The 24,477-nt window shown below is 35.3% G+C and carries 11 protein-coding genes; 4 read left to right on the forward strand and 7 right to left on the reverse strand.

Translation table 11 applies throughout. The features are described from left to right. The 6 genes from ABVM52_RS08660 to ABVM52_RS08685 form a co-directional block, all read right to left on the reverse strand. On the reverse strand, nt 1-702 hold the full coding sequence (locus ABVM52_RS08660) for a hypothetical protein (protein WP_405385018.1): 702 nt from the start codon (nt 700-702) through the stop codon (nt 1-3). A 5-nt stretch (nt 703-707) separates the two neighbouring features. Then, a complete protein-coding gene (locus ABVM52_RS08665) occupies nt 708-5,990 on the reverse strand; it encodes a Calx-beta domain-containing protein (RefSeq protein WP_405385020.1) in 5,283 nt (1,760 codons plus the stop codon). Between the two features lie 25 nt (nt 5,991-6,015). After that, nucleotides 6,016-7,449, reverse strand: a complete 1,434-nt coding sequence (locus tag ABVM52_RS08670) for a hypothetical protein (RefSeq protein WP_405385021.1) — start codon at nt 7,447-7,449, stop codon at nt 6,016-6,018. Nucleotides 7,450-7,700: 251 nt separating this feature from the next. Next, a complete protein-coding gene (locus tag ABVM52_RS08675; protein WP_405385022.1) occupies nt 7,701-9,107 on the reverse strand; it encodes a hypothetical protein in 1,407 nt (468 codons plus the stop codon). A 59-nt stretch (nt 9,108-9,166) separates the two neighbouring features. Then, nucleotides 9,167-10,504 carry a DUF5723 family protein gene (locus tag ABVM52_RS08680; RefSeq protein WP_405385023.1) on the reverse strand — a complete coding sequence of 446 codons (1,338 nt, stop codon included), beginning with the start codon at nt 10,502-10,504 and terminating at the stop codon, nt 9,167-9,169. Nucleotides 10,505-10,775: 271 nt separating this feature from the next. Continuing rightward, nucleotides 10,776-12,080, reverse strand: coding sequence for an alpha/beta hydrolase family protein (locus ABVM52_RS08685; protein WP_405385024.1), 1,305 nt, complete (start codon nt 12,078-12,080; stop codon nt 10,776-10,778). A 274-nt stretch (nt 12,081-12,354) separates the two neighbouring features. Between ABVM52_RS08685 and ABVM52_RS08690 the strand changes: the two genes are divergently transcribed. From ABVM52_RS08690 to ABVM52_RS08700, 3 genes are all read left to right on the forward strand, one after another. Further along, on the forward strand, nt 12,355-15,498 hold the full coding sequence (locus tag ABVM52_RS08690) for a VPS10 domain-containing protein (RefSeq protein ID WP_405385025.1): 3,144 nt from the start codon (nt 12,355-12,357) through the stop codon (nt 15,496-15,498). Nucleotides 15,499-15,570: 72 nt separating this feature from the next. Beyond that, complete coding sequence (locus ABVM52_RS08695; protein ID WP_405385026.1) at nt 15,571-18,696, forward strand: VPS10 domain-containing protein; 3,126 nt, start codon at nt 15,571-15,573, stop codon at nt 18,694-18,696. A gap of 176 nt (nt 18,697-18,872) precedes the next feature. After that, a complete protein-coding gene (locus ABVM52_RS08700) occupies nt 18,873-19,424 on the forward strand; it encodes a CopD family protein (protein ID WP_405385027.1) in 552 nt (183 codons plus the stop codon). 6 nt (nt 19,425-19,430) lie between these two features. Here ABVM52_RS08700 and ABVM52_RS08705 read toward each other — a convergent pair whose 3' ends face one another. Continuing rightward, nucleotides 19,431-22,679 carry a two-component regulator propeller domain-containing protein gene (locus tag ABVM52_RS08705; RefSeq protein WP_405385028.1) on the reverse strand — a complete coding sequence of 1,083 codons (3,249 nt, stop codon included), beginning with the start codon at nt 22,677-22,679 and terminating at the stop codon, nt 19,431-19,433. A gap of 383 nt (nt 22,680-23,062) precedes the next feature. Between ABVM52_RS08705 and ABVM52_RS08710 the strand changes: the two genes are divergently transcribed. Beyond that, nucleotides 23,063-24,475 carry an ATP-binding protein gene (locus ABVM52_RS08710; RefSeq protein ID WP_405385029.1) on the forward strand — a complete coding sequence of 471 codons (1,413 nt, stop codon included), beginning with the start codon at nt 23,063-23,065 and terminating at the stop codon, nt 24,473-24,475. Nucleotides 24,476-24,477 lie beyond the last annotated feature (2 nt).

Raw genomic sequence — 24,477 nt, forward strand, 5'->3', positions numbered from 1 at the left:
TTAGTTTTCGACCAACACTTTTATTAATGCTATAGATGAATTACCAAATGAATTATCTTCAAACACCTCTTTACTTACTATTTTAAGATAGTATTCGCTGCCAATTTTTGGATTAGGAACTTCTAGTACTTCAGGTTCAAGCATATTACTTTTTATTTCTGAAGGAGTTTCCCTTGTTTCCCCAAAAAAAGCATCATAAACCAACCGATCGTTATTTGGGTCAATTGGAGTAATCCATGTGAAGATTATTTTACCTTCGTTTCTTTGCCTTATAGTAATTTCTGCTGGAAAGGGTGCGCGATTTATTGATGGAAATCCTTCACTATAAAAAGTAAATACTTCACTTTTAACACTTCCATTTCCTGCTATTATTTGCCATTGGTACCATCTGCCAAAATCTAAGAATACATTTTCTGATGTTTGGTCTTTATTTAAATCTATAATTTTTTGCTGCTCTGAATCAAGAATTTTTTTATTTGAATCTAACTCATCTATTAATAACATAAGATTTTCATTATCACCATCAACTGACCATTCAAAAGGAATATTGACCAGTAACCCATCAGATTCACCTTCAAGACAAGGAGTCTTGTCAAGTGGTGCTTTTAAGAATATAGCACGCTTATCTTTTACAAATTCCCCAGTGCATCCTATTGAAAATAGACTTAGTATTAGTATACATTTTAATAGATGACCTTTCATGATTTTTAATCTTTAATTAATTTAAACTTTATGTTTTGCCCGGACTTAGTATGTATTTGTCCAAAATATATTCCGGTCGGATAGGTTGATAGATTTACTTCAATTGATCCGTCTACTATATTAAGGATAGTGTTTAAAAAATTCTTTCCTGAAAAATCAGTAATTATGACCTGTGCCTGCTCTTCTAAAACGAATCCTGAAAATGTCAAAAAACTATCTGTAGGGTTTGGAAAAGCATAAATCTCATTTAGAACAACTTGGGTTTTTACCAAACCTTGACAAGCAGCTTCTCCTGTTATAGTGATATCATTAATTCCGTTTATTATTGGAATTGAAATAGTTTTTTCTTTAAAATCTTTAAACTCAAATACATGTTCTTTGAAACCGTTGAAAATAGAATATCTTCTACTCCCGGAAACTTTTAAGTCAACCATTTTTGAAGTTAAATTCACTTGTTTGCCAGAAAGATTTAACCCATTAAGTTCCTTTATGAAAACTTCATATGACGGGGGTATAATATCTATATTTTCATCAATAAACTTAAATGTTACCAAATGCCTGCCAGATGGGAGATTTGTAAATGTTGCTTCTTTGTTACGCTCAATTTCCAATTTCATACCTAAGCTGTTGATTGAAGCTATAAAATCAAAGCCAGAATTGTTTTTTATAGTCACGTCTCCTTCATTTGTATCCGCACAAGTATTTGTAGCAACTGAAACTTGAAGTGCCGTACTATTAAGACTGCTTGTATCAAACTCTGTACTAACAATTTCCATTTTTGCTTTGGCACCAGCTTGATATCTTTCTCCTTCACTTATTAACATAGTAATAGTTTCTGGTTCTTCAATTCCCGAATCAGGATCTTCCAAAGCCACTACAGTTATTGTTTGAATATTTGATTCTCCACTTTTAAAAGTTAAAACCCCTGTACCATTTTGGGTAAAATCATTATTGTCCCCTTCAATGGCAGGGTATAATTCATTATCATCAATAAATGAATAATTTACATTTAAATCGATTCCCGAGGTGTTTGGAGGGTCAATACTAATTTCAAAAGTTCCGGTATTATTTTGAAGTGGATTTTCAAATATCTGATCATTTAAAGGATTAATATCAACCTTAAATTGTATTTTATCTTGATCGTTTCTTGGAATGACAACAGTTCCTCTATTGTTATTTTTATCAACCGTATAGCCTTGACCATCTAAGAGTGTCAAAATAATGGTTTTTTCATCTTCAGGAATGTCATCTGGAATTGCCTCTATTTCAATTGTTTTTTCCAAATCTCCAACTGAGAACAATACTGAACCTTCAATAGTTATATAGTCATTACCATTTTCGGCAGTTCCTTCAATGAGATAAGCTATTTCAATATTAGTACTGGCACCATTTAGATCATCTATTTTTATTTTAAAAAGCCCCTTATTGTTAATGTAGTCTTCTTCGTCGGCTGTCGCATCTTCAATAGTCAATGAAGCTTCTACTGTTGGTAATATGACATAGTCTCTATAATACTGCCTGGTAGCTTGTAAATTGAAATTATCACTATATGATTTTAATTCGATTCCAAATCTTTCTGATACTTCATCATCATCGGGGTTTGTTTGTATAACTAAATCATAATCCGGATTCTGCTCACCAACAGTTGCCGTTATAATTTCTGCCTCTAAACCGTTACTATTGATAATGTCTTCATGTGCTGCAGTAGTATAATAATCATTCTCTAAACCTTCTTCGGCAGCACTTAAATTAATTGGGTTAGTTCCATCACTATATACTATTTCAATTTTATATTCTTCATTAAGCTTAGCACCCTTTTCCGCATTAAATGAGAACTTAATGGCATCTCCTTCTTCAATAGTATTGTGAGCACAGCAACCAGCACCAGGGCCATCAGCTACGCTCATATTTGAATCATCCAACGTATAATGAACTATAAATTTGCCTTCGTCGTCTATAATTTTTGCTTGTAAAGGATTAGGTAGTGATATTTGAATTTCCTCATTTGGTTCCTGAACAGTTGCTAAATAATATTCATGTGCATCATCAAATTCATTTTCTTGTGGTAGGGCTAATGTAATTGACCCACTTGAGGCTCCAATTGGGATAACAATTTGTGAAGTTATAGATTCATTAGGCCTAGGGGGAGTATTGATAATTTCAGAAGGAGCGATTAATTTTATATCATTTTCTGCTGGTATTTGCCCACTTTGATTATAATTAATTATTTCTGCTCTTAGATTTTCAGGTAAGCTTAAATCTGGACTGAAAGTTATGGGAAAAGTTAATTCTTGAGTAGTATTATACTCAGATCCATCATTCTTTTTAAGTGTTAAAGTAAAGGTGTCAAATCCTTCTCCATCTACTTCTTCACCATCTCTGCCTGCCTGTATTCCGTTGCCCTCTGTTCCCCCAGTATTTTCAAGCTCTGCAAGTATTGAATTATTTAGACTAACATCATTTATTTTAATCGTTATTGTAAGCCCAGAGTAATCAAAAGAATTGGGGTCATAATTGTCAAAAACATATGGGCCATTCCCAAATTCATCTCCAGGAAAAAAAAGCGTTATGGTCTCTTGTCCTGGTTCATTAAAATTATCAGTATTTATTTTTATTTCTAAAATACCATCTGGATTTTCGCTGTTGTTAATTGTTGTAGTAATACTACTACCAAAATTTAATTCGTAATCTTGATTTAGGACTGCTCCATCCTCTGATATTGAAAAAATTATAGGAATCTCGTAGTTTTCCGCATTATTTGGAGTTCTTGCATTAAAGTTAATTAGAAGCGTTTCCCCTTCATTTACAGTGTATTCGTTATTTTCTATTTCAAAATCACCATTTATTTCTGTTTCAAAAATTATAAGTTCATAACCTGAATATATTTTAGAGTTTTTAATCACAATTTCAATTATTAGTTTTTCACCAGGGTTCAAAACTTCTCCTTCAGGGTTTGTACTATAGTCTACAAGGGAGAATGTATTATCTGGAGGTGATATTTCAACAAAAAATGTTTCATCAAGTTCATCAAGACTATCATCATTTAAGGCTGTTAAATTTGCTAGATATGACGAGTAGAAATCAAAACCAGTATCGTTAGTAGTAATGGTTAAATTTTCATTTATAGTATTATAATCATTATTAGTAGCAATTGCGCTATCGTCGAAAGTGGTAATATTTATATTATAATTAGATAATTCGGTAGTTTCTTTGTTCAAAACATCAAAACCGAAGTTAATATTTGAACCACCCTCAATAAGTGTATATGGAGCTTGTAATGCATCTTTACTGTCACTGACAGAATTCTCAAAAAGCTTTACTGCTATTAACGTATTCACTTGATTTTGACCCTTATCCTTAACGGTCAAAGTAAAGATGCTGGGTTCTAATATGGTAAATAAGTTTGTATCTGAAGAAGTTACTGTTATTGTATAAACTTCGTCTCCTTCATCAATACCATCATCAAACGCCGTTACAGATATACTGCCATCAGGATTTATAGCACTCACTGTAAATGGACTATTTGGTATGGTGGTTTCGTTTCCATTGAACCTAAAGTCTGTTACGTTAGAATTCCCGTTTATAGAAAAATCTATTATAGGATTATATTGGGTTCCATTTGTAGCATTATTATCAGCATCAAAGTTCAAGGTAAATGTTTCGCCTTCGGTAATTTCATAATTAGGGGTATTACCTGCATTGGTTAAGTTTGCTAAAACACCAAATGCAGTAGATGCTGTACAATCCACACTATAGCTTGTTCCGCTATCCTTTTGCCAACCTGCCTGGTTATTAGCATTGTTTACATCGCTTACTTGAATACATGTCAAGGCCAAATTTTCTATGGCGTTAAATGTTATTAAATTGCTGTCTACACCAGAAATGTCCAATGAGGAAAGATTATTTGAAAACAAATTTAATTCTTCTAATGTGGTCGTTTCCGGTAAGGTTATAGATCCTAGATTATTGTCAGAGAGATCTAAAGTGGTCAACAATGTATTATTGTTTAAAGCTACTGTATTTATGTTGTTGCCACCGGCCAGTAGAAGGGATAATGAACTATTACTATTGGTATTTAAACTTGTTAAATTATTGCCAAAAATGTACAAAGTATCCAATAATGAATTTTGGGATACATCTATTGTACTAAGATTACAAAATGCAACATTCAGATTTGTTAGTTGGGTTAATTGGGAAAGATTTACAATGCTATTAAAATTATTATAGCGTACATCTAAATAAGATACATTGGGTACACCTGTAAAACTGATGGTGCCACTGTTACCAATAGTATTGTTTTGGAGTTCTAATGTTGTCACATTGGGTAATATGGTGCCACCATTTATAAATGAAATAGGTTTGCCGCTTAAATTACACTCATTGGCCCTAATTATTTGTAATGTGTTGTTTTGGAGAGGAAGTGCGTTTAAATCATTAAAACTTATGTTTAAATCCTGTATTGATATAAAATCTTCTATTCCTGTTAGGTCATTGATTCCTTCATTGGAAATATCTAAAATTGTAATGGAACTGATATCTGAAGTCAACACCCTGCCATTTGGTATACCTCCTTCAGTATCTATTCCTTGATCCAGTAAACTTTGTTCAAAATTTACATCTGGTATTAGCGTATATATACTAGGACAATTGGCACTGAATACCGTTGATCCGTTTCTTCTAAAATTCGTATTGTTATTTAAACTAGTTGCCCTTGCGGTATCCTCTACTTGTATACAGTTTAATTGCGGATTGTTCTGTATATTCATATTGGTCAGTGCACTCAAGCCCCTAATGTCCAATGACAATAGATTGTTATTGGCAATATCAAATATTCTTAAACTGGTATTGCTAGAAAGATCTAATGAGGCTATATTGTTAAAATCAAGTCCGGCAATTTCCAGATTCGTAAGTCCGTTTATATTAAGGTTCTCAATATCATTATAGAACGCTCTAATATCCTCAATCGTTGTTAGTCCCTCCAGGTCTAAACTTGTTAGGTCATTACCCTGAACCCAAAGCTCCACTAAACTTGTAAAATCTTTAATGCCCGTTAAATCTGTAATTCCCAGACCAATTTCATTTTCATTGATATTGAAGTTATCATCATTTGTTAAGTTCAGGAATGTAATATTCTGAATATTTGATGTAAGCACACTACCATCAAGTACGTCATCATAATTTTGGTCAATTAATGCTTGTTCAAAATTGGAATCCGGAATTAAGGTAACTTGGGCAATGCCTATATTGACAGCCAAAAAATATAATAAGAATACTATTTTACTTTTCATTTCATTATAGTTTAAATCCTAAATATTATCTATAAATATCTTGGAACAGGGGTAGGTTTAGTCCAAAGTAAACATGCTTCATTTTGCCATCCATAACCAAACTGCTCAAAGCCGCAGAACCTATGGTTATTGGGCCATATCGCAGGCCAAAGCCGGCATATATGTCACTGGAACCTTGTTCATAGGTAATGGGTAGGTATAGACTGAACTTTTGCGTTTCGTATCTTGGTGTTAATGTTATTAGGTCTAATCTACTATTGGTATATAGGTCATCGTTTTTAGTCAAAGATTTTATATAATTGATATTCACGTAATAACTTTTGTCATTGAATATGATATAGTCCAAACCAATATTAAGTGTCTGTGGAAGTACAAAGGTTACTTCTCCTTGTTGCGGATTGGGAGAAACATTGGTATTGGCTTTTAAAGCATTGATCAAGCCATTATCTATAATTTCATTTTTTTCAACAGAAATTGTGGCCCCATTTGTATTCGTCAACTGATCTAAACCAACACCCCTTTTAGGTTCTATATTGGCCATATGTTCATAGGTAATCTGCCCTATATCCAAAACGGCTGCACTAATCTTTAATTTATAGGTATTAATGGCCCCTGCGTTGCTCCTTACATCTACCCGATTGGTTTCCCTAGGCCTCCATTCATAAACCAGGCCTATATCACCGCCATAACCTGTTCCATTATTGTCAAAATTTCCAAAGGCAGTTGTATAGAACTTTTTTGGATTATTGGGCAAATTGTTTTCGGTCGTTGAAAGGTAGGTTAGATCTAAATCTGTAATGGTTACGTTGCCAGAAGTGCTAGGGGTATAATTTCCGGTAATGGTTCCTCTAGCCTCCACAGCTTTGCTGCCCATTAAATATTTTGCAGTTCCTCCTATTTTGATAAAATGATAATTTGAATTTAAAAGGACCAAAGCATAGTTTAACCCTACTTCTTTCCAATAATTACTCGTGTTATTAAAGGTTGAATTAAAGGCGGCTTCCTCTGCATTTTCAAAATCATTATTCAAAGCAGAGAACAACTGACCGTTAAACCCTGTGTAATCAGAGAACGCTCTGGACCTTAATATAAGACTTACTGCGTGATTGTTATTTATATTATATAGGACAGAGGGTAATAAAACATCCGAATCTGACACCATAAAATTGGCGTTTGATGATTCGTCAATATTTTCCGAAAAATTTAAGCCATTAAATGCGTTAGGATTAGTTTCTATATCAAAATAATCAATAGCTCCATAATCTGCTATCCCCATTTGATGATAAGATACGCCATTTATATGCCATCTATATTTGGATTGTGCACTATTTGCAGGATTGGTAATGACCCCATATATACCATTGTAATTGTCAAAACCAAACCCATGTCCGGTTTGTGAATAGGATATAAATGGAAGCAAAAAAAACAATGATAAAATCAGGAGTTGATTTATTTTCATTTTGGTATGGGTAGTTTGGTGGTTGTTATTGCTTAGGGGATTTTAAATGTATAAAAAGAATCTTAAAATAAATAGTGTATTTCATCGATTACACCGAATAAACAGTGGTTTTGTCGATTACTCAAATATAATATGCTCCTTATGGTTTAAAAATACCCGTTAATAGGTATTTTTATCGTTAAGGACTAATAATCAGATTCTTACAAAAAGAATGGAAGTTAATAAAAGCTAGTAGGAAATTTCTTTACATTTTAAAGATTAGAGACTTGTTTTAATGCCAAATCTGAAATTTTTCGCTCTTGGTATATGGTCTCATTATCTTGAAGAATATCACTTTTATAAAAAGAGATTTTTTTGGTAATTTTTGTGGGTAGTGTTATGGCATCAACAGCGGTATATTCTTTAAATACTAATTCAGTTTTTCTGGTATATCCATTTTTTGGTTGCCCTCTTTTATATTCCGTTATTTTTTCCGTTTCTTCAATAGCATGCAATAAACCTGTATAGGTGCTATAGTAATATCTTTTGGTCAGAATAATCCGTTTTCCCTTTTTATTAAGATTACCCTGCTCTAAAGTTTCTTGTGGAAGCTCTACGGTAAAACACTCCTCATCATTTATGTGTTTTCTTCTTCTATAATCAGTGATTTCAGGATTGGATATCCATATAAAATCATCAAAAAAATAAAAAAGGCTTGGACGTATTTGTTTTTTGAAATCATAAGGGTCCCTATTGGCGGTAGTTCCTAATTTAGGAGCTCCTTCTTTCCAATTATCCTCATCTACATATTTATAGGAAAGTGAATCGTTGTTTACGACCATATATTCAATAGGGTCGCTAAAATTTCTTGATACCACTCTAGTTTTAGTTGGTCCCATTTCATATTCATATGTGTAGTTATGTTCGTTCTGGTTTTTAGATAACCCCAACTTTTCTGAAATGACCTCTTTAAAATTCAATTGTTTTATTTGTCCCATGTTTTTAAGCCCGCCCATTTCTTTGAAATAACGATTAAAGATTAGATCGGTACTAATATCCCTTTCTTGGGTATTTTCATTTAATATGATGTTTTTGGTAGGATTGTTTACGTTCATCCAACCAATCTTTACGGCCTCTAGGCGCTTTTCACGACCGGGATGTGTTCTACTGTCTTCCTCTAATGTATAATTGTCAAACATACTTTGGGCTTCTTCCAAAGTACTGCCCATCATGGCCAATGTTTTACCTGCAAACCTATCGGCATCAATTTCCCATCTAGGGTTACTGCCCTTATTATTTAACGTATGGTATAGTAAAAAATGACCCACTTCATGCGCTAGTACTCCAATGGATGCCCAATCTGTATTAGACTTGTCTGCCATACTTTTTAACCAACTTGGATCGTAAAGAATGTAGGGTGATAAATTATTATCATTATCTTTTTGAATGGTAGCAACTGCATTTTGTATTTTACTACATTTTCTAATTTTGAAGACCCTTTTTAATTGCATTTGCGCCATCATTTGGTCCACAATGTCTTCTGCTTCCTGATCAGCGGCTTCACTTTGTTGTCCCATACATAGTTCATCTATATCCTCTAATACGATATCCTGAAAACCTTGGGCCTTAATCTGGTTGTGCAATAGCAGTATAAATAAAAATAGAACTGAATATTTCATTGTTAGGCTTTTATCTCTACAAAATAAGAAATTACTTTAATTATTTCATTACTTGAAACTTAGGCCTTGTTTTTTCTTTTATGATATACTGGCAATTTTAGCCCTAGGTAAACATTTGCCATATTGGATTTTTTTGAAATATTAGACAATATGGTACCAGACCCAAAAAACAAAGGACCTATTCTAATACCGGCACCTAGTGCGGTTTTACCTAAACTACTTGTAGATATTGGTAAATAGGCACCAAAGATGCGGGACTCATACCTGGGTGTAAAGGTGAACAGGTTTAAAGTGTTATTGTTGAAGTAGGCTTCTTTATTGACGAGTCCTTGCCGGTAATTCATATTTAGATAAAACTTTTTATAAAGATTATAGTCCACATTTATATTCATGGAAGTAGGGAGCGATATTTTAATAGGCTCATTAATAGTATTTTGCGTGGCATTATTATCCAAAACATCAATAAAATCTTCTTCAAGTTCTTGTGCGCTAACCATGGTGTCTATGGTATAATTCGTAAGCTGTGCATTAGAATATGTAATACTTCCAATATCAACTATAGATAAACCAAATTTTAATTTGTATTGGTTAAAACCCCTGGGATTGTTAGCGTTGGAATCTGCTAAACTTGTATTGGTCCTATATTCATAAACAAATCCAACATCGGTACCAAATCCAAACGTTAATTCATTAAAGTATTCTTCCGCCTCTTGTTCATCGTCATAGCTCATACCATATGAAAAATTACCGGTCAAGGCTACCTGTTCGTTTTGGGTATCATAGGTGCCGGACAATGAATTGGAATTTCCCTGTACAGCTCCACCGCCAATAAGGTATTTTAAGGAAACACCCCCTTTAAATAAGTTGTTCGCGTTTGTAAAAATGACTCGGCCATATGATATGCCAATCTCTGCCCAAGCATGTGTGGTAAAGTCTAAATATTCTTGGTTGAAGTTAAAATCGTTATTTGGAAAACCGTCATATATGCCCTCAAATAACTCTCCGTTAACATTATTAAAGTTACTGGCTAAACGCACACGTGTAAATAAGCCAATACTATTTTTTTCGTTTAGAGAGAACATAAATGAGGGTCCTAATACTTCTGCATTTACCATAATTTCATTTTGATTGGATGGAAACCGTTCCAAACCGGAAAAACTACCATCCTCAAGTAGGTTGGATATATTATCCAACGTTAGATAAGTATAGTCGGTAGCCAATAAACTATTGATTGATATAAAGTTTACTTCTGTTTTAACTCTTGAATCTGCGATATTACCTGGATTATGGAAAAGGCCATGAATTCCACTATAGTTATCTGTTTGATATCCAATTGTACCTTGGGATTGAATTTGTTGAATACTTAGTAAAAGGAGTATAAAGGCAAAATATTTCATGATATTAGTTTTATATCATTCAAAACTATGCGAGAATTATACGGAAAGAAATACCCTTTGATGGGTATATATGGGTTAATACTATTAATGAAACTAGGGGAAGGTGACGTAAAATTGCATAAAAAACATACCTGAATGCCTTCTATAAGTAATACGATTCAGGTATGATTTTACGGACATGACTCTTTTTTGAAATATATTCTTCACTGATGATATAAACCAAATCGCTGTCATATTTGGTTTAAAGAATCACATTTTAATTATTTAGGTTTTATTTCATTGGTGATGAATGCAACAACTCCATACCCGTAGAAGATCTTGGCTTAAAACCTATCCAGTCTTTTTCGTTTGAGTTTTCTTGCAACTCCAAAAATTTGGCGTTGTCTTGGTTTTTAAGGTGTTGTCCAAGAAAAGCAGTTACAAAATGTTGGTTAACGTTGTTAAGTTTTCGTTGGTCCCATGATGGTTCTGCATATCTGTAGTACTCATCTATATGTAAACCAGGCGCTAACGCTTCTGCTGGTGGTGGGTTAGGTGCTACATTATGTCTTGCGTTTTCATAAGTCAATAAGTACCGGTCTGCATTTACCGCACCTTCATAAATTGCTTTAATTCCTTTTTCGTAACCGGATATATCATCTTGGCTTCCGGCAATGAAGAAAGTAGGTGTTTTTAATCCTTTTAATCCTTCCGCATCCCAAACTCCTCGTTCCATTCCCCATGGAGCAAATGCTACGATAGCCTTTATTCTAGCATCAGCTAATTTTTCGTATTCCGCATTTCCAGCAAGATTTACGGAAATTGCAGAACTACCGCCAGTCATTCCTGTAAAAAATTGTCCTAAACCAGCACTATATCCGGCTCCGCCAACGTTTAATACTCCGTATCCTCCCATAGAATATCCTATGATTGCCGTGTTATTGACATCTACTAGTCCGGCTATTTTATTTTTAGAACCTTTAGCTCCTAGTTTTTCCATTTCATTGATTACAAAGCGAATGTCTTTAGGTCTATTGAGCAAAGTACTTTGAAATGCGTTCGCATCCTTAAAAGTAGAATCGGTATGGTCAATAGCTGCTACGATGTACCCTTTAGAAGCCAGGTTTTCCGTTAAATAGGTCATTAGATATCTAGAACCTACATAACCGTGAGATACTACCACCAAAGGAAATTTATTCCCTTTTAAAGCATCGGCATCTCTGTAAGCTCTTCCTTTAAAGGTAAACGGCGTTAATGGTCTAAGCGTATCGCCTCTTGTTCCCATTACTTCATCATATACAACTGCTTTAGCATCATTGTTTACGCTGGCAGGATACCAAACTTCAATAGTAATTGGTCTGTCATAGGTTGGATCTTTACCTTCTTTCGAATTTAAAATATCTATTTGATCAGGGTTAACAAGGTTTACGGTCTGTACGCCAACTTTATATTCGCCTCTTGCACTAAGTTCCGGGGCATCGGGCAATTGGTCTCCATATAAAAAATCATTGGTTTGGGCATTTACAGTGCTAATTGTTAACCCATTGAAAAGGAGGGTAATTAACGATGCCGAAAATAAAAGCGTTTTAAGTTTCATAATTGTTAGTTTGTTGGCTTAAATATAAGAATACTTTAAACATTTAACTGTTTAGTTTTAAAACGTTGAATTGCTGTATTTTTTTAAGATAAGTTATCAATTCGTTTAATGATACTTAGAAATTTAAATCTTGATTGAAGATTGTCTACGGAATGGACGGTGGAATTCATAATGTGATAATTAAGCTTCTTTAGAGATGCTAATAAAATCTTAAAATCAACATTTGCGTAACAAAATGTTTAATTTTAGAGAAGACTAATATCAAACTATTAAAATGAAAAAGCACCTTACCAATGCTAGCATATTCTTGCTGGCATGTCTGCTATTGCCGTTATCGGTACTATCTCAAAGAAAGAAAAAATCACAAACTGCTACTCCTACGTATCCAGAAGAGCTATACTCTAGCTTAGACTATAGATTGATCGGTCCGTTTCGTGGTGGTAGATCTGCTGCGGTAACTGGTGTGCCTGGCGAGCCTAATTTGTTTTACTTTGGCGCAGCAGGTGGCGGAGTATGGAAAACTTTAGATGGCGGTCGTACATGGGACAATATTTCCGATGGATATTTCGGTGGAAGTATAGGTGCCGTTGAGGTAGCTAAAAGTGACCCGAACGTTATATATGTTGGTGGTGGAGAAAAAACCTTAAGAGGTAACGTATCATCAGGTTACGGAGTTTGGAAAACCGAGGATGGAGGTAAAACTTGGGCTACGGCTGGGTTGGAAAAAAGTAGGCATGTACCACGACTTCGCGTACATCCTACAGATTATAATACGGTATATGCAGCGGTTCTAGGCGATATTTATAAGCCGACTAAAGACCGTGGTATTTATAAAAGTACGGATGGCGGTAAAAATTGGAAGCAGGTATTGTTTGTAAACGAGCAAGCGGGTGCGGTAGACTTGACCTTTGATCCTAACAACCCAAGAATTTTGTATGCTTCTACATGGCATGCACAACGTACCCCTTACAGTTTAATAAGTGGTGGTGACGGTTCTGCTCTTTGGAAAAGTATGGATAGTGGAGAAACTTGGACAGAGATTTCAAAAAATGAAGGTTTCCCAAAAGATACTTTGGGTATTATTGGTGTAGCCGTTTCTCCTAAGAATTCAGAAAAGGTATGGGCTATAGTAGAGAATAAGGAAAAAGGTGGTTTGTACCGATCCGAAAATGGAGGTAAAACTTGGTCAATCGTTAATTCGGAAAGAAAGCTGAGACAGCGTGCATGGTATTACACAAGAGTATATGCCGATACGCAAGATGAGGATGTGGTGTATGTGTTGAATGTGAACTACCACAAGTCGACCGACGGAGGTAAATCATTCAATACGTTCAATGCGCCCCATGGTGATCATCATGATTTGTGGATTTCACCTGAAGATTCGCAACGTATGATCATTGGCGACGATGGCGGTGCTCAAATTTCTTATGATGGCGGTGAAACTTGGAGTACCTACTACAATCAGCCTACGGCACAATTTTATAGGGTTACGACAGATGATTCTTTTCCTTATAGAATTTATGTGGCACAGCAAGATAATTCAACTTTAAGAATAGACCACAGAAGTGATGGGCGTACCATTGATGATAGTAATTGGGAAGAAACTGCCGGTGGTGAATCTGCTTGGATTGCTGTAGACCCAAAAGATAATGATATTGTGTATGGTGGTAGTTATGACGGATTTTTAACCAGGGTCAATCATAAAAACAAAACGGTAAGAGGTATCAATGTTTGGCCAGACAACCCAATGGGTGCTGGTGCGGAAGCTATGAAGTATCGTTTTCAGTGGAATTTCCCCATTCTATTTAGTAGACATAACCCGAAGAAATTATATACATTTTCTAATTACGTACATGTATCGGAAAATGAGGGTCAGAGCTGGGAGGTTTTAAGTGGCGACCTAACACGAAACGACCCAACGAAATTGGGTTCTAGTGGCGGACCAATAACTCAAGATAATACCAGTGTGGAATATTACTGTACCATTTTTACGGCAAATGAGAGTCCGTTGAAAGAAGGCCTGTTATGGGTAGGTAGTGATGACGGATTAATTCATGTTTCTAAAGATTCTGGTGCAACTTGGGAAAATGTCACGCCTTCTAATATGCCAGAGTGGAATATGATCAACAGTATAGAACCATCAAACTTTGATGAGGGTACATGTTATGTTGCCGCAACAAGATATAAGTTGGGCGATTTTCAGCCTTATCTTTATAAAACCACGGATTATGGCAAAACATGGACAAAAATAACGAACGGTATCCCTTCTGAACATTTTACTAGAGTATTGCGTGAAGACCCTAAGAAGAAAGGCTTGTTATATGCAGGTACCGAAACAGGTATGTACGTTTCGTTTAATGACGGAGCTAGTTGGTCTCCTTTTCAAATGAACTTACCTATTGTTCCAATTACAGATTTGACTATTAAAGATGATAATTTAATTGTAGCAACGCAAGGTCGTAGCCTTTGGATAATAGATGATTTAACGGTGTTGCATCAATTAGATGAAAGCAAGAAGAATGCGAATACCATTTTGTTCAAACCAAAAGATTCATACCGTACAAAAGGTAGGGCAACTAAGAAGCCATCAAAAACTTCAGGTCAAAATTTGGAGAACGGCGTCATTACCCATTTTCTTTTGAAGAACTATTCTGAAAAAGACACCGTGCAATTAACGTATACTAATATGGCTGGTGATACATTGGCTAACTATAGTTCTACGGCAAAGAAAAAAGACAAGAAGTTAGACCTTAACAAAGGGGGCAACACTTTTGTTTGGGATACGCGCGGTAAAGGAGCTGCGAAACTCGAAGGAATGATTTTCTGGTGGGCTAGTTTTGACGGTGCCAAAGCTGTGCCTGGAGATTACAAAGTACACTTGAATGTGAACGGGACTAATAACAGCGAAACGTTTACCATTTTGCCAGACCCAAGAGCAGAGAGTTCTGTAGCAGAAATGCAGCAACAATACGATTTTATTACCGATATCAATACTACTATTGAAAATGCGCATCAATCTATAAAAAAGATTAGAGATGTTACGGCACAATTGAATGCATTTACCGAGCAGTATAAAGATGATGAAAGAACTACCGAGTTGATAGAAAAGGCCAAAAAAATGAAAGAAAAGCTTGGCGAGGTAGAGAAGGCATTATATCAAACAAAAAACAGAAGTAGACAGGATCCATTGAACTTCCCTATAAAATTAACCAATAAGTTAGGTCATTTGAACAGTTTGGTTTCTATAGACGATTTTCCACCTACGGAGCAAGATATTGCGGTGAAGAACGAGTTGACAGCTAAAATAAACAAGGAGCTTCAAATTTTTAATAACGTTATATCATCTGAACTTCAAGAATTCAATAAAGAGTTTAACGAGTTGAACTTAAACTATTTGTTTGTTGAAGACGGAAAGTAAAAATCCATGAATAAAAACCTCTCTATTCTTTAGAGAGGTTTTTATTTTTTAGATAAAACCCAACCATGACACATGAAAAAACAACTATTCTTTTTTATGGCGGTACTGGCAACTACCATAACTTTTGCCCAATCTGCCAACGATTATTTTCAGCCTTTAAAATTCAGAAATATTGGTCCGTTTAGAGGTGGGCGTTCGGTAACTGCAACGGGAGTTATCGGTGACCCTATGACCTACTATATGGGTACTACCGGTGGGGGATTATGGAAAACAGAATCTGCCGGACAACGTTGGGAAAATATTTCTGATGGTTATTTTGAACTGGGCTCTGTTGGTGCGGTTTCGGTATCGGCTTCCAATCCTAATATTGTTTATGTGGGTATGGGAGAACATGCACCACGTGGTGTTATGACATCTTACGGTGACGGTATATATAAGTCTACTGATGCGGGTAAAACTTGGAAGAAAATGGGACTTGAGAAAACCCAGCATATATCGCGTATCATTATACATCCTACAAATCCTGATATTGTTTATGTGGCTGCGCAAGGTGCTCTTTTTGAAGGTAATGCAGATCGTGGTATCTATAAATCTGTTGATGGGGGTAAGACTTGGAAAAACACCCTATTCGTAAATGAATTAACGGGTGCTTCTGAACTTTCTATGGATGCCAATTATCCTGAAATTATGTATGCCGCCATGTGGGAACATCAACGTAAACCAAATATGGTGGTAAGTGGTGGTGCAGGTAGTGGTCTCTATAAATCTACGGATGCCGGAGAAACTTGGCAGAAAATACATAAAGGACTTCCGGAGGAAAAAGGAAAAATGGCGATAGCTGTGAGTCCTTCAAATTCTAACAAAGTTTATGCACTTATTGAAAGTGATTCAGATGCAGATAAAGGTGGACTTTTCGTTTCAAATGATGCCGGTGCATCTTGGAGCATGGTTAGTGGAGACAATAGATTGGTACAACGCGCTTGGTATTACATTGAGGTTTTTATAGATCCAAACGATGAAGATACGGTGTATGTTTTAAGTGCACCTGCGCTTCGTTCTGAGGATGGTGGAAAAACTTGGGAAAGACTTTCAGGAACCCATGGGGATTATCATAACCTATGGATAAATCCAAATAATTCTAAGAATATGGTGATTGCCAATGATGGTGGGGCTGCCGTTTCTTTCGATTACGCAAAAACTTGGTCCACTCAAGATAATATGCCTACCGCTCAGTTTTATCGTATTAACGTAGATAATCTGTTTCCTTATAATATTTATGCCGGTCAACAAGACAATACTGCGGTCAAAATTGCAAGTGCCTCTATGGGTAGAAGAAGTATAACAGAACAAGATTGGACATATACTGCCGGAGGTGAAAGTGCTTTTTTAGCTTTTGATCCAGATAATCCCCGCTATGTTTTAGGTGGTAGTTACCTTGGTACTATTGAAGTCTTGGATATGGAATCAAAGGCATCGACCAAAATTATGGCGGCACCCATTCAATATTTGGGTAGGGAAGCTAGAAATATGAAGTACCTGTATAATTGGAATGCACCAATAATTGGTTCTAAACATGAGCCTGGTACATACTATCACGGTGCGCAATTGGTTTTGCGAACTAAGGATATGGGTGTAACCTGGGAAGAAATATCGCCTGACCTCACACGCGATATCGATGCAAAACAAGGTAATGGCGGTGGTCCTTATACCAATGAAGCAGTTGGTGCAGAGAATTACGGAACATTGGCATATATGCTAGAATCGCCACATGTAAAAGGACATATTTGGACAGGTAGTGATGACGGATTGGTGCACTTGACCAAAAATGGTGGGGAAACTTGGGAGAATGTAACCCCTAAAGGATTGAAAGAATGTTTGATCAATGCCATAGAGGTTTCTCCTCATGACCCGGCTACGGCATACATTGCAACGACCAGGTATAAGTTTAATGATTATACGCCAGGTTTCTATAAAACAACAGATTATGGTAAAACATGGACGGCTATAAATTCAGGGATACCTTATGGAGCTTTTACCCGTGTAGTTCGTGAAGATGAGCTCAAAAAGGATTTACTTTACGCCGGTACGGAGAAAGGTATCTATGCATCATGGAACGGTGGTAAATCTTGGGAGCCTTTTCAATTGAATTTACCAAAAACACCAATTACAGATTTAAAAGTGCATCGGGGCGATTTAGTGGTGGCAACATCGGGGCGTTCGTTTTGGATATTAGATGATATTATTGCGCTATCTCAGTATCAACCGTCTAAGAAAGGACTTCAAATATTAAAACCAAAAGATGCTTATAATGGCTCTTGGGGGAGTCCGCTAAGTGGTAATTCTAGTTCATTTACGGGTAGCGATGCGTTTAACGGAATTAACCCTGCCAATGGGGTGGTTTTATATTATGAACTCCCAAAATTAGCGGATAGTACCGTAATTTCTTTAGAGATTTCTGATGCAAATGGGAAATTGATAAGAACAATCACTTCAGAAAAAGACCCTACGTATAAACCACACAATGGTGGTGGTGCTCCTCCAGCACCAATGTTGAGTAAGGAAGAAGGACTAAACCGTTTTGTATGGGATATGAAATACCCAATTATGCCAGGAGTACCTGATGTATATATTGAAGCAGGATTTAGCGGACATAAAGTTTCCCCTGGTACATATACTTTTACATTAAAGGTTGATGGGCAAACAGTATCCACCACAGGTTTAATAAAAGAAGTGCCTACCTATGAAACAAAACCTGGTCAGTATGAAGAGTTTGATGCTTTTATGACCAATGCAGAAGCCGAGTTGACCGAAATGCATAATATGGTGAATCTGTTGTACAAAGCACAACAAGATTTGGTAAAAGTGTTAAAAAAGGTAACCGATGCAGAAGTCAAAACCAAAGGTGAAAAGTTGCTGGCTGATTTAAAAGCTTGGGATGCCGATATGGTACAACGAAAATCTCAGGCGTATGATGACGTAGAGAATTTTCCAAATAAGTTCACGGCAGAATATCTGTTCATGATCAATCAGACCAATAGCAGTATCGCAAGATTGAACCAATCTAATAAAGACCGAAAGGCTGAATTGGATAAGAAATGGGAGACATTAAAAGCAAAGGGAAATCAATTGAAGAACATGGCAATATCAGCCTACAATAAAACCTTATGGGATGCAGGAGTAGGTGCAATAAGATTATAAGGTAAGTTCTATCCGCTTTTGCTAACTTTGAACTTGTTTAAGTTGAGAAAAGAGAAAATAGAATATAGAAAAGAGAAGGGAGAAATTAGTTTTGCACTTGTGTTTGAGTTTGAGTTTTGAATTTGAATTTGCACTTGAACTTGTTTCTTGAACTTGAGTTTGTTTTTATAAGCGCTATGACAGAATATTACAATTATATAAAATCCCTGCATCTCATCTTCGTAATAACGTGGTTTGCAGGGCTTTTTTATATTCCTAGATTATTCATTTATCATATAGAAGCGAACCTAAAACCATCACCCGAAAAGGAAATTCTATCAAAACAATTAAAGTTGATGACCAAAAGGTTGTGGTATATTATCACCTGGCCATCAGCTATATTGGCGGTGTTTTTTGCTATTTGGTTGCTTATTATTTACCCAGGATGGTTAACGCAACCTTGGATGCACATAAAACTAGGTTTTGTAGTGTTACTGATATTATATCACCTAAAAAGCCATCAAATTTTCAAAAAGTTTCAACAAGATGATATTCAATACACCTCTAAATTTATGCGTATATGGAATGAAGGTGCTACCTTAATTTTGTTCGCAGTTGTCTTCTTGGTAATCTTAAAAAGTTCTTTTAATTGGATTTTTGGAGTAGTAGGCATCATAGTTTTAGGAATACTTTTAATGCTGGGTATAAAACTCTACAAAAGAATAAGGAACAAGAATCCAGAGGCATAAAAAGTTTTACACCAATATGGATGATTTGGTGGCTTGTGCGGCAATTTTGGCTTTAGGTAAGGTTAGTTTAAATGTAGTTCCTTTTCCAATTCCTTCAGATTCCGCTGTTATATTTCCACCATGTGAGTGCGCTATTTTTTTTACCATATAAAGTCCTAGGCCCGTTCCCTTTACGTTATCATGAAAACGTTCAAAAGGGGTAAAGAGTTTGTCCAATGCTTTTTGATCCATACCGGAACCATTATCTTTAATTAAAAAGATAGTATTGTCTTCATCTTCCTCATAGTCTACAATTATTTTTGGATGAGGTTGGCCTCCCATATATTTAATAGCATTATCTAAAAAGTTGCTAAAAACTTGAATTATCCTATTGCGATCGCCAAAAATGGCCGGTAGGTTTTCTGTAATGATAAGTTCTATATTTTCTAGATTTAGTTTACTCTTAATGAGATTTCTGGAGAGGTTCAGAATTTCATTGGTTTTCAATAACTCGTTCTTATTTTCAATTTTTCCTAGTCGCGCAATTTCGGTAATATCGGCTATCAACTCGTTCATGTTGGTACATGAAACATCTATTAGGTTTAAATACTCTAATACACCCGGGTGGTCTTCTATGGATATTTCTGTAGGTATAAGGCTGGCCAATCCTTTGATATTACCTAATGGACTTTTTAAATCGTGGGAAACTGCAAAAGTAAATCGTTGTATTTCCTCGTTTTTAGATGCTAATTCTTTTGCGGTTTCAATCAACTTGTTTTTTTGTTGTTGTAGTTCTTTGGTACGTTGTTCTACATTTAATTCTAGATTTCGTTGATTTTTTTTAATTGCCCTTAATTTAAGGTGATATGCCAGATAGATAAGGAAAAAGGCAAGTACTAAAAGTAAGGTTATAAACCACCATGTTTGCCAATAAGGTGGTGTAACGGTAATGAATAATTTCTTTTCGTTATCTACCCAGACGCTGTCAGAATTGGTAGATTTTATTTTTAAGGTATAGTTTCCGGGATTTAAATTTGTATAGGTAGCACTTGGTTTATTACCTACATAATTCCAGTCTTTTTCAAAACCTTCCAGGTAAAATGCATAATTTACGTTTTCCGGTTGTTTAAAGGTAAGTGCTTTAAAATCAATATTTATGACGGATTGATCATGGTTAAAGACCAAGGAATCTACTTGCGAAATATCCTTTTTTAAGACACCGAAATCATCATTTGGTAATACAGGTTGATTAAATATTTTAAGTCCCGATATAAATAGAGTAGGTGTATCTGTTCGTTTTTCAACGTCGCTCGCAGTAAATATGTTGAATCCGTTGATTCCCCCAAAAGCATACTCCCCTTTACTAGTGGCTATAGATGAGCTTGCTATAAATTCTTTAGACTGTAGACCATCACCTATATCGTAGTCAATTGTTTTACCGGTAATGGTATTATATCTGGTAATACCGCCTTCCGTACTTAGCCATAAATGTTTGTCTTTATCATCTATGATGCTTTTTATGGCATCATTTTTAAGACCGTCCAAAGTAGTGATAGCTTCAAAAGAATCCGTTGCAGGGATATATTTGTTTAGACCTCCTTGTGTTCCTACCCAAATGGTATTCTCGCTATCTTGAATAATTGAATTAACAAATTTATTACTTAGACTGTTACCTGTATGATAATGCGTAAGCGACCACTTGTTATTGGTCTCTGTTAATTTGAACAAACCAGAATTTAAGGTACCTATCCACATGTTACCTTGGTGGTCTTCAAATATGTGGTAAAGAGAATTAACATCAGTGTTATTTACTTCAGATTTAAGAACTATATCTTGGTGTGTATTCGTAATAGGGTCATAAACTTGTACACCTGCAAAGTAATTTAAAATCCAAATTCTACCTTTTCTATCTTTTAATAGGTCAATTACAATATTGGAGTTTAAAAATGAATTTTCTGAGGTTAAGGTCTTATATTTTTTAGTTACTGTATTAAATACAGCAATACCATGGGTCCATGTTCCTATCCAAAGTTCATTTTCATTAGTTTTTAGGATGGAAAGCACCACATTACTATTAAATGTATTGTTCTTTAGGGAATAGTTATCAAAGGAGTTTAAGGCCCTGTTCCAATAATCCAGGCCACCACCATCAGTACCTATCCATAAATTTCCTTTAGTGTCCTCAACAAAGCAATTAACCAATTTGTTACTTAATGACTTTGGGTTGAAAGGATCAGGTTTTATATGTCGAAATTTATAGAAATCTTTATCATAAAAGTTAAGTCCACTTTTATAAGGGGCTATCCACATGGTACCATCTCTGGTACATAGCATTGCCCAAATAGAATCGCCCGAGAGTGAATTGGGTTTGGTTACGCTAGATTGAATATGTCTAACAAATTCTAGATTATTTGTATAAATGTATAAGCCATTATTTTCTGTGCCAATCCATAATTCATTATCCAGGCTTTTTTCTAAAGAAAGTATGGCAAAACCAGGGCTAACCACTTTTTTATTGGAAACCATTATTGATGTTCCATCTACCGTTAACTTAAATAGTGAGCCATTGCTAGAACCCAGTAGAAAGGTGTTTTCCTTTAACCTTAAACTAGATATAATCCCCTCTGTTTGTGGTAATTTACCAATTACTTCAAGATTGGAATTTAATAGTAATGTTTGATTGGTGAAAATAACAAGTATGCGATCAGCACCTATTACTTCTATATGTATAACTTTATTGATTCTTTGGTTTTCAACTTGTAAAAATTGATCGGTGGTTTGGAAATGTTTTATTTCACCAGTTTCAATTTCATATTTGTATAGTTCTCCAGATTCAACACCTAACCAAAGTATACCATTTTTTTTCTCTATAGTATCAAAAATTACATTTTTAATGGCCACCCCTTCATTCTTAAATGGGTAAGGTGTAATAACATTTAAACTGCGATCATAAAGACTAAGCCCATCATTGGTACCAATAATTAAATTTTGCCCATCTTCATATAACGACACAATATATTCATGGTTAAGTCCGGTTTTACCATCTGTGCTTTTGGTATAGATTTCAAAATCTTTACCGTCGTATCGGTTAAGCCCATTACGGGTGCCGATCCAAATAAAGCCATAACTATCTTCCAAAAGAACCGTAGCCGTACTTTGTGACATCCCGTCCTGAATATGTTGAAATTGAAGAGATTCTTTATACTGCGATTCTGCCGTATAAAAAGATAGCATTACACTGAAAAAGACTAAAAAACCGACAATTCTTTTTGGCACTATACCTGGGCTTTTAAGATTATACGTATTATTAACGCAATTTTTTGTAAGAAATTACTTTCATTTGTGATATTTTGTTATTTATATGCCCAACAAACTTGTATTTTGTATATCTACGACAAGAAATTTTGAGAATCAATTAATTATTCCACATTTAAATTATCTTATATGTTGCGAACCTATAGGTATAAATCTACTTGGAAAGTTTCGTATTAAAGATTAAATAATGAAGTACCAATTCCTAGTTGTTTTGTGGAACTCTTAGACTTTGTTTAAAGTAATAATATATGAAAATATGTTTTGGTGCGATATTTGCTAACTTTAGACGAAATAACTGAATCTTGTTAACGAGGGTATCTTTACGGTCGCGCATTTTTTTATCCATGATATTTTTGGTGCTTATTGCATCGGTTTTAATTGCCGGTGTAACGGTTTACCAATATAGGGAGCAATCCAAGGACTATCATGAAAATAGAATGGAACGTAAGGAAGAACAAATACGACAAAGTATTGACCTTGCCATTCAAAAAACGACCTACCCGGTTACCACAGAAAATCTTGGTCTCATTTTTAAAAATGAAATTTATGAGATAGCCGTAGTGCAAAACATGAATTTTAATATTTATAGCTTAGATGGGGAGCTTATAAAAAGTTCAAGGCCAAAATTTGCTAACGATTCTATCTCCATGTGCTTGGATGCTGAGGTTTTAAACCAACTGGAGATTAGTCCCAACAAACGTTATGTGCGCGAAAATGCATTGGCAGGAGATAAATACAAGGCTTCGTTCACCTACATAGCAGATCAAAAATTTAAACCCATAGGAATTCTAAATCTTCCCTATTTTGAGGATAATTCATTTAATGATTATGAATTGAAAGAATTTTTAATGCGGTTGTCCGGCGTGTACCTGCTCATGTTACTAATGGCCATTTTATTCGCCTTTTTTATTTCAAAATATATTACACGATCCTTGGAAACCATTTCTGATATGATGGAGCGGACGGACCTTAGCAAGCAGAATAAAAAAATCTTCATTGAAAACCCTGGAGAGGAGATAGAAAAATTAATTGGCGCTTATAACGGAATGATAGATGAATTGGGGCATAGCGCGGTAAAATTAGCAAAAAGTGAACGTGAACAAGCATGGCGCGAAATGGCGAAGCAAGTAGCGCATGAAATTAAAAATCCGTTGACACCCATGCGTTTAAGCGTGCAAAGTTTTGAACGGAAATTTGACCCTAACGACCCTAACATACATGAGAAAGTAAAGGAATATTCCAATACGCTTATTCAGCAGATAGATACCATGAGTAGTATTGCTTCTGCATTTTCAAATTTTGCGGAAATGCCGGCACAACAGAATGAGACGCTGAACGTAGTCAAAATTGTAAAACTGGCCTTGGATATCTTTAATGAGGATTACATTCATTTTATTGCCGATGAGGAAGAAATTATAGCAAAATTAGACCGTACACAGTTAATACGTGTGGTTACTAATTTGGTAAAGAACGCAATACAGGCCGTGCCAGAGGTAAAATCTCCAAGGGTATTGGTGAGTGTTGCTTCTGAAGGAAATATGGTAAAAATATCCGTTGCCGATAATGGTCATGGTATTGAAAAGGACTATGAAGAGAAAATTTTTGAACCTAAGTTCACTACCAAGACCAGTGGTATGGGCTTAGGTCTGGGAATGGTTAAAAATATTGTGGAAACTTATAAAGGAACTATTAACTTTACTTCTCAACCCGGTAAGGGAACCGTTTTTTGTGTAAAATTCCCTAAAGAAACTGTATAATT

Origin of the sequence: Maribacter sp. LLG6340-A2 (assembly GCF_045057105.1) — a bacterium.
Classification (GTDB): domain Bacteria; phylum Bacteroidota; class Bacteroidia; order Flavobacteriales; family Flavobacteriaceae; genus Maribacter.

Coding starts and splice junctions, on each gene's coding strand:
- ABVM52_RS08660 (WP_405385018.1), bottom strand. CDS start 702: ATGAAAGGTCATCTATTAAAATGTATACTAATACTAAGTCTATTTTCA.
- ABVM52_RS08665 (WP_405385020.1), bottom strand. CDS start 5,990: ATGAAAAGTAAAATAGTATTCTTATTATATTTTTTGGCTGTCAATATA.
- ABVM52_RS08670 (WP_405385021.1), bottom strand. CDS start 7,449: ATGAAAATAAATCAACTCCTGATTTTATCATTGTTTTTTTTGCTTCCA.
- ABVM52_RS08675 (WP_405385022.1), bottom strand. CDS start 9,107: ATGAAATATTCAGTTCTATTTTTATTTATACTGCTATTGCACAACCAG.
- ABVM52_RS08680 (WP_405385023.1), bottom strand. CDS start 10,504: ATGAAATATTTTGCCTTTATACTCCTTTTACTAAGTATTCAACAAATT.
- ABVM52_RS08685 (WP_405385024.1), bottom strand. CDS start 12,080: ATGAAACTTAAAACGCTTTTATTTTCGGCATCGTTAATTACCCTCCTT.
- ABVM52_RS08690 (WP_405385025.1), top strand. CDS start 12,355: ATGAAAAAGCACCTTACCAATGCTAGCATATTCTTGCTGGCATGTCTG.
- ABVM52_RS08695 (WP_405385026.1), top strand. CDS start 15,571: ATGAAAAAACAACTATTCTTTTTTATGGCGGTACTGGCAACTACCATA.
- ABVM52_RS08700 (WP_405385027.1), top strand. CDS start 18,873: ATGACAGAATATTACAATTATATAAAATCCCTGCATCTCATCTTCGTA.
- ABVM52_RS08710 (WP_405385029.1), top strand. CDS start 23,063: ATGATATTTTTGGTGCTTATTGCATCGGTTTTAATTGCCGGTGTAACG.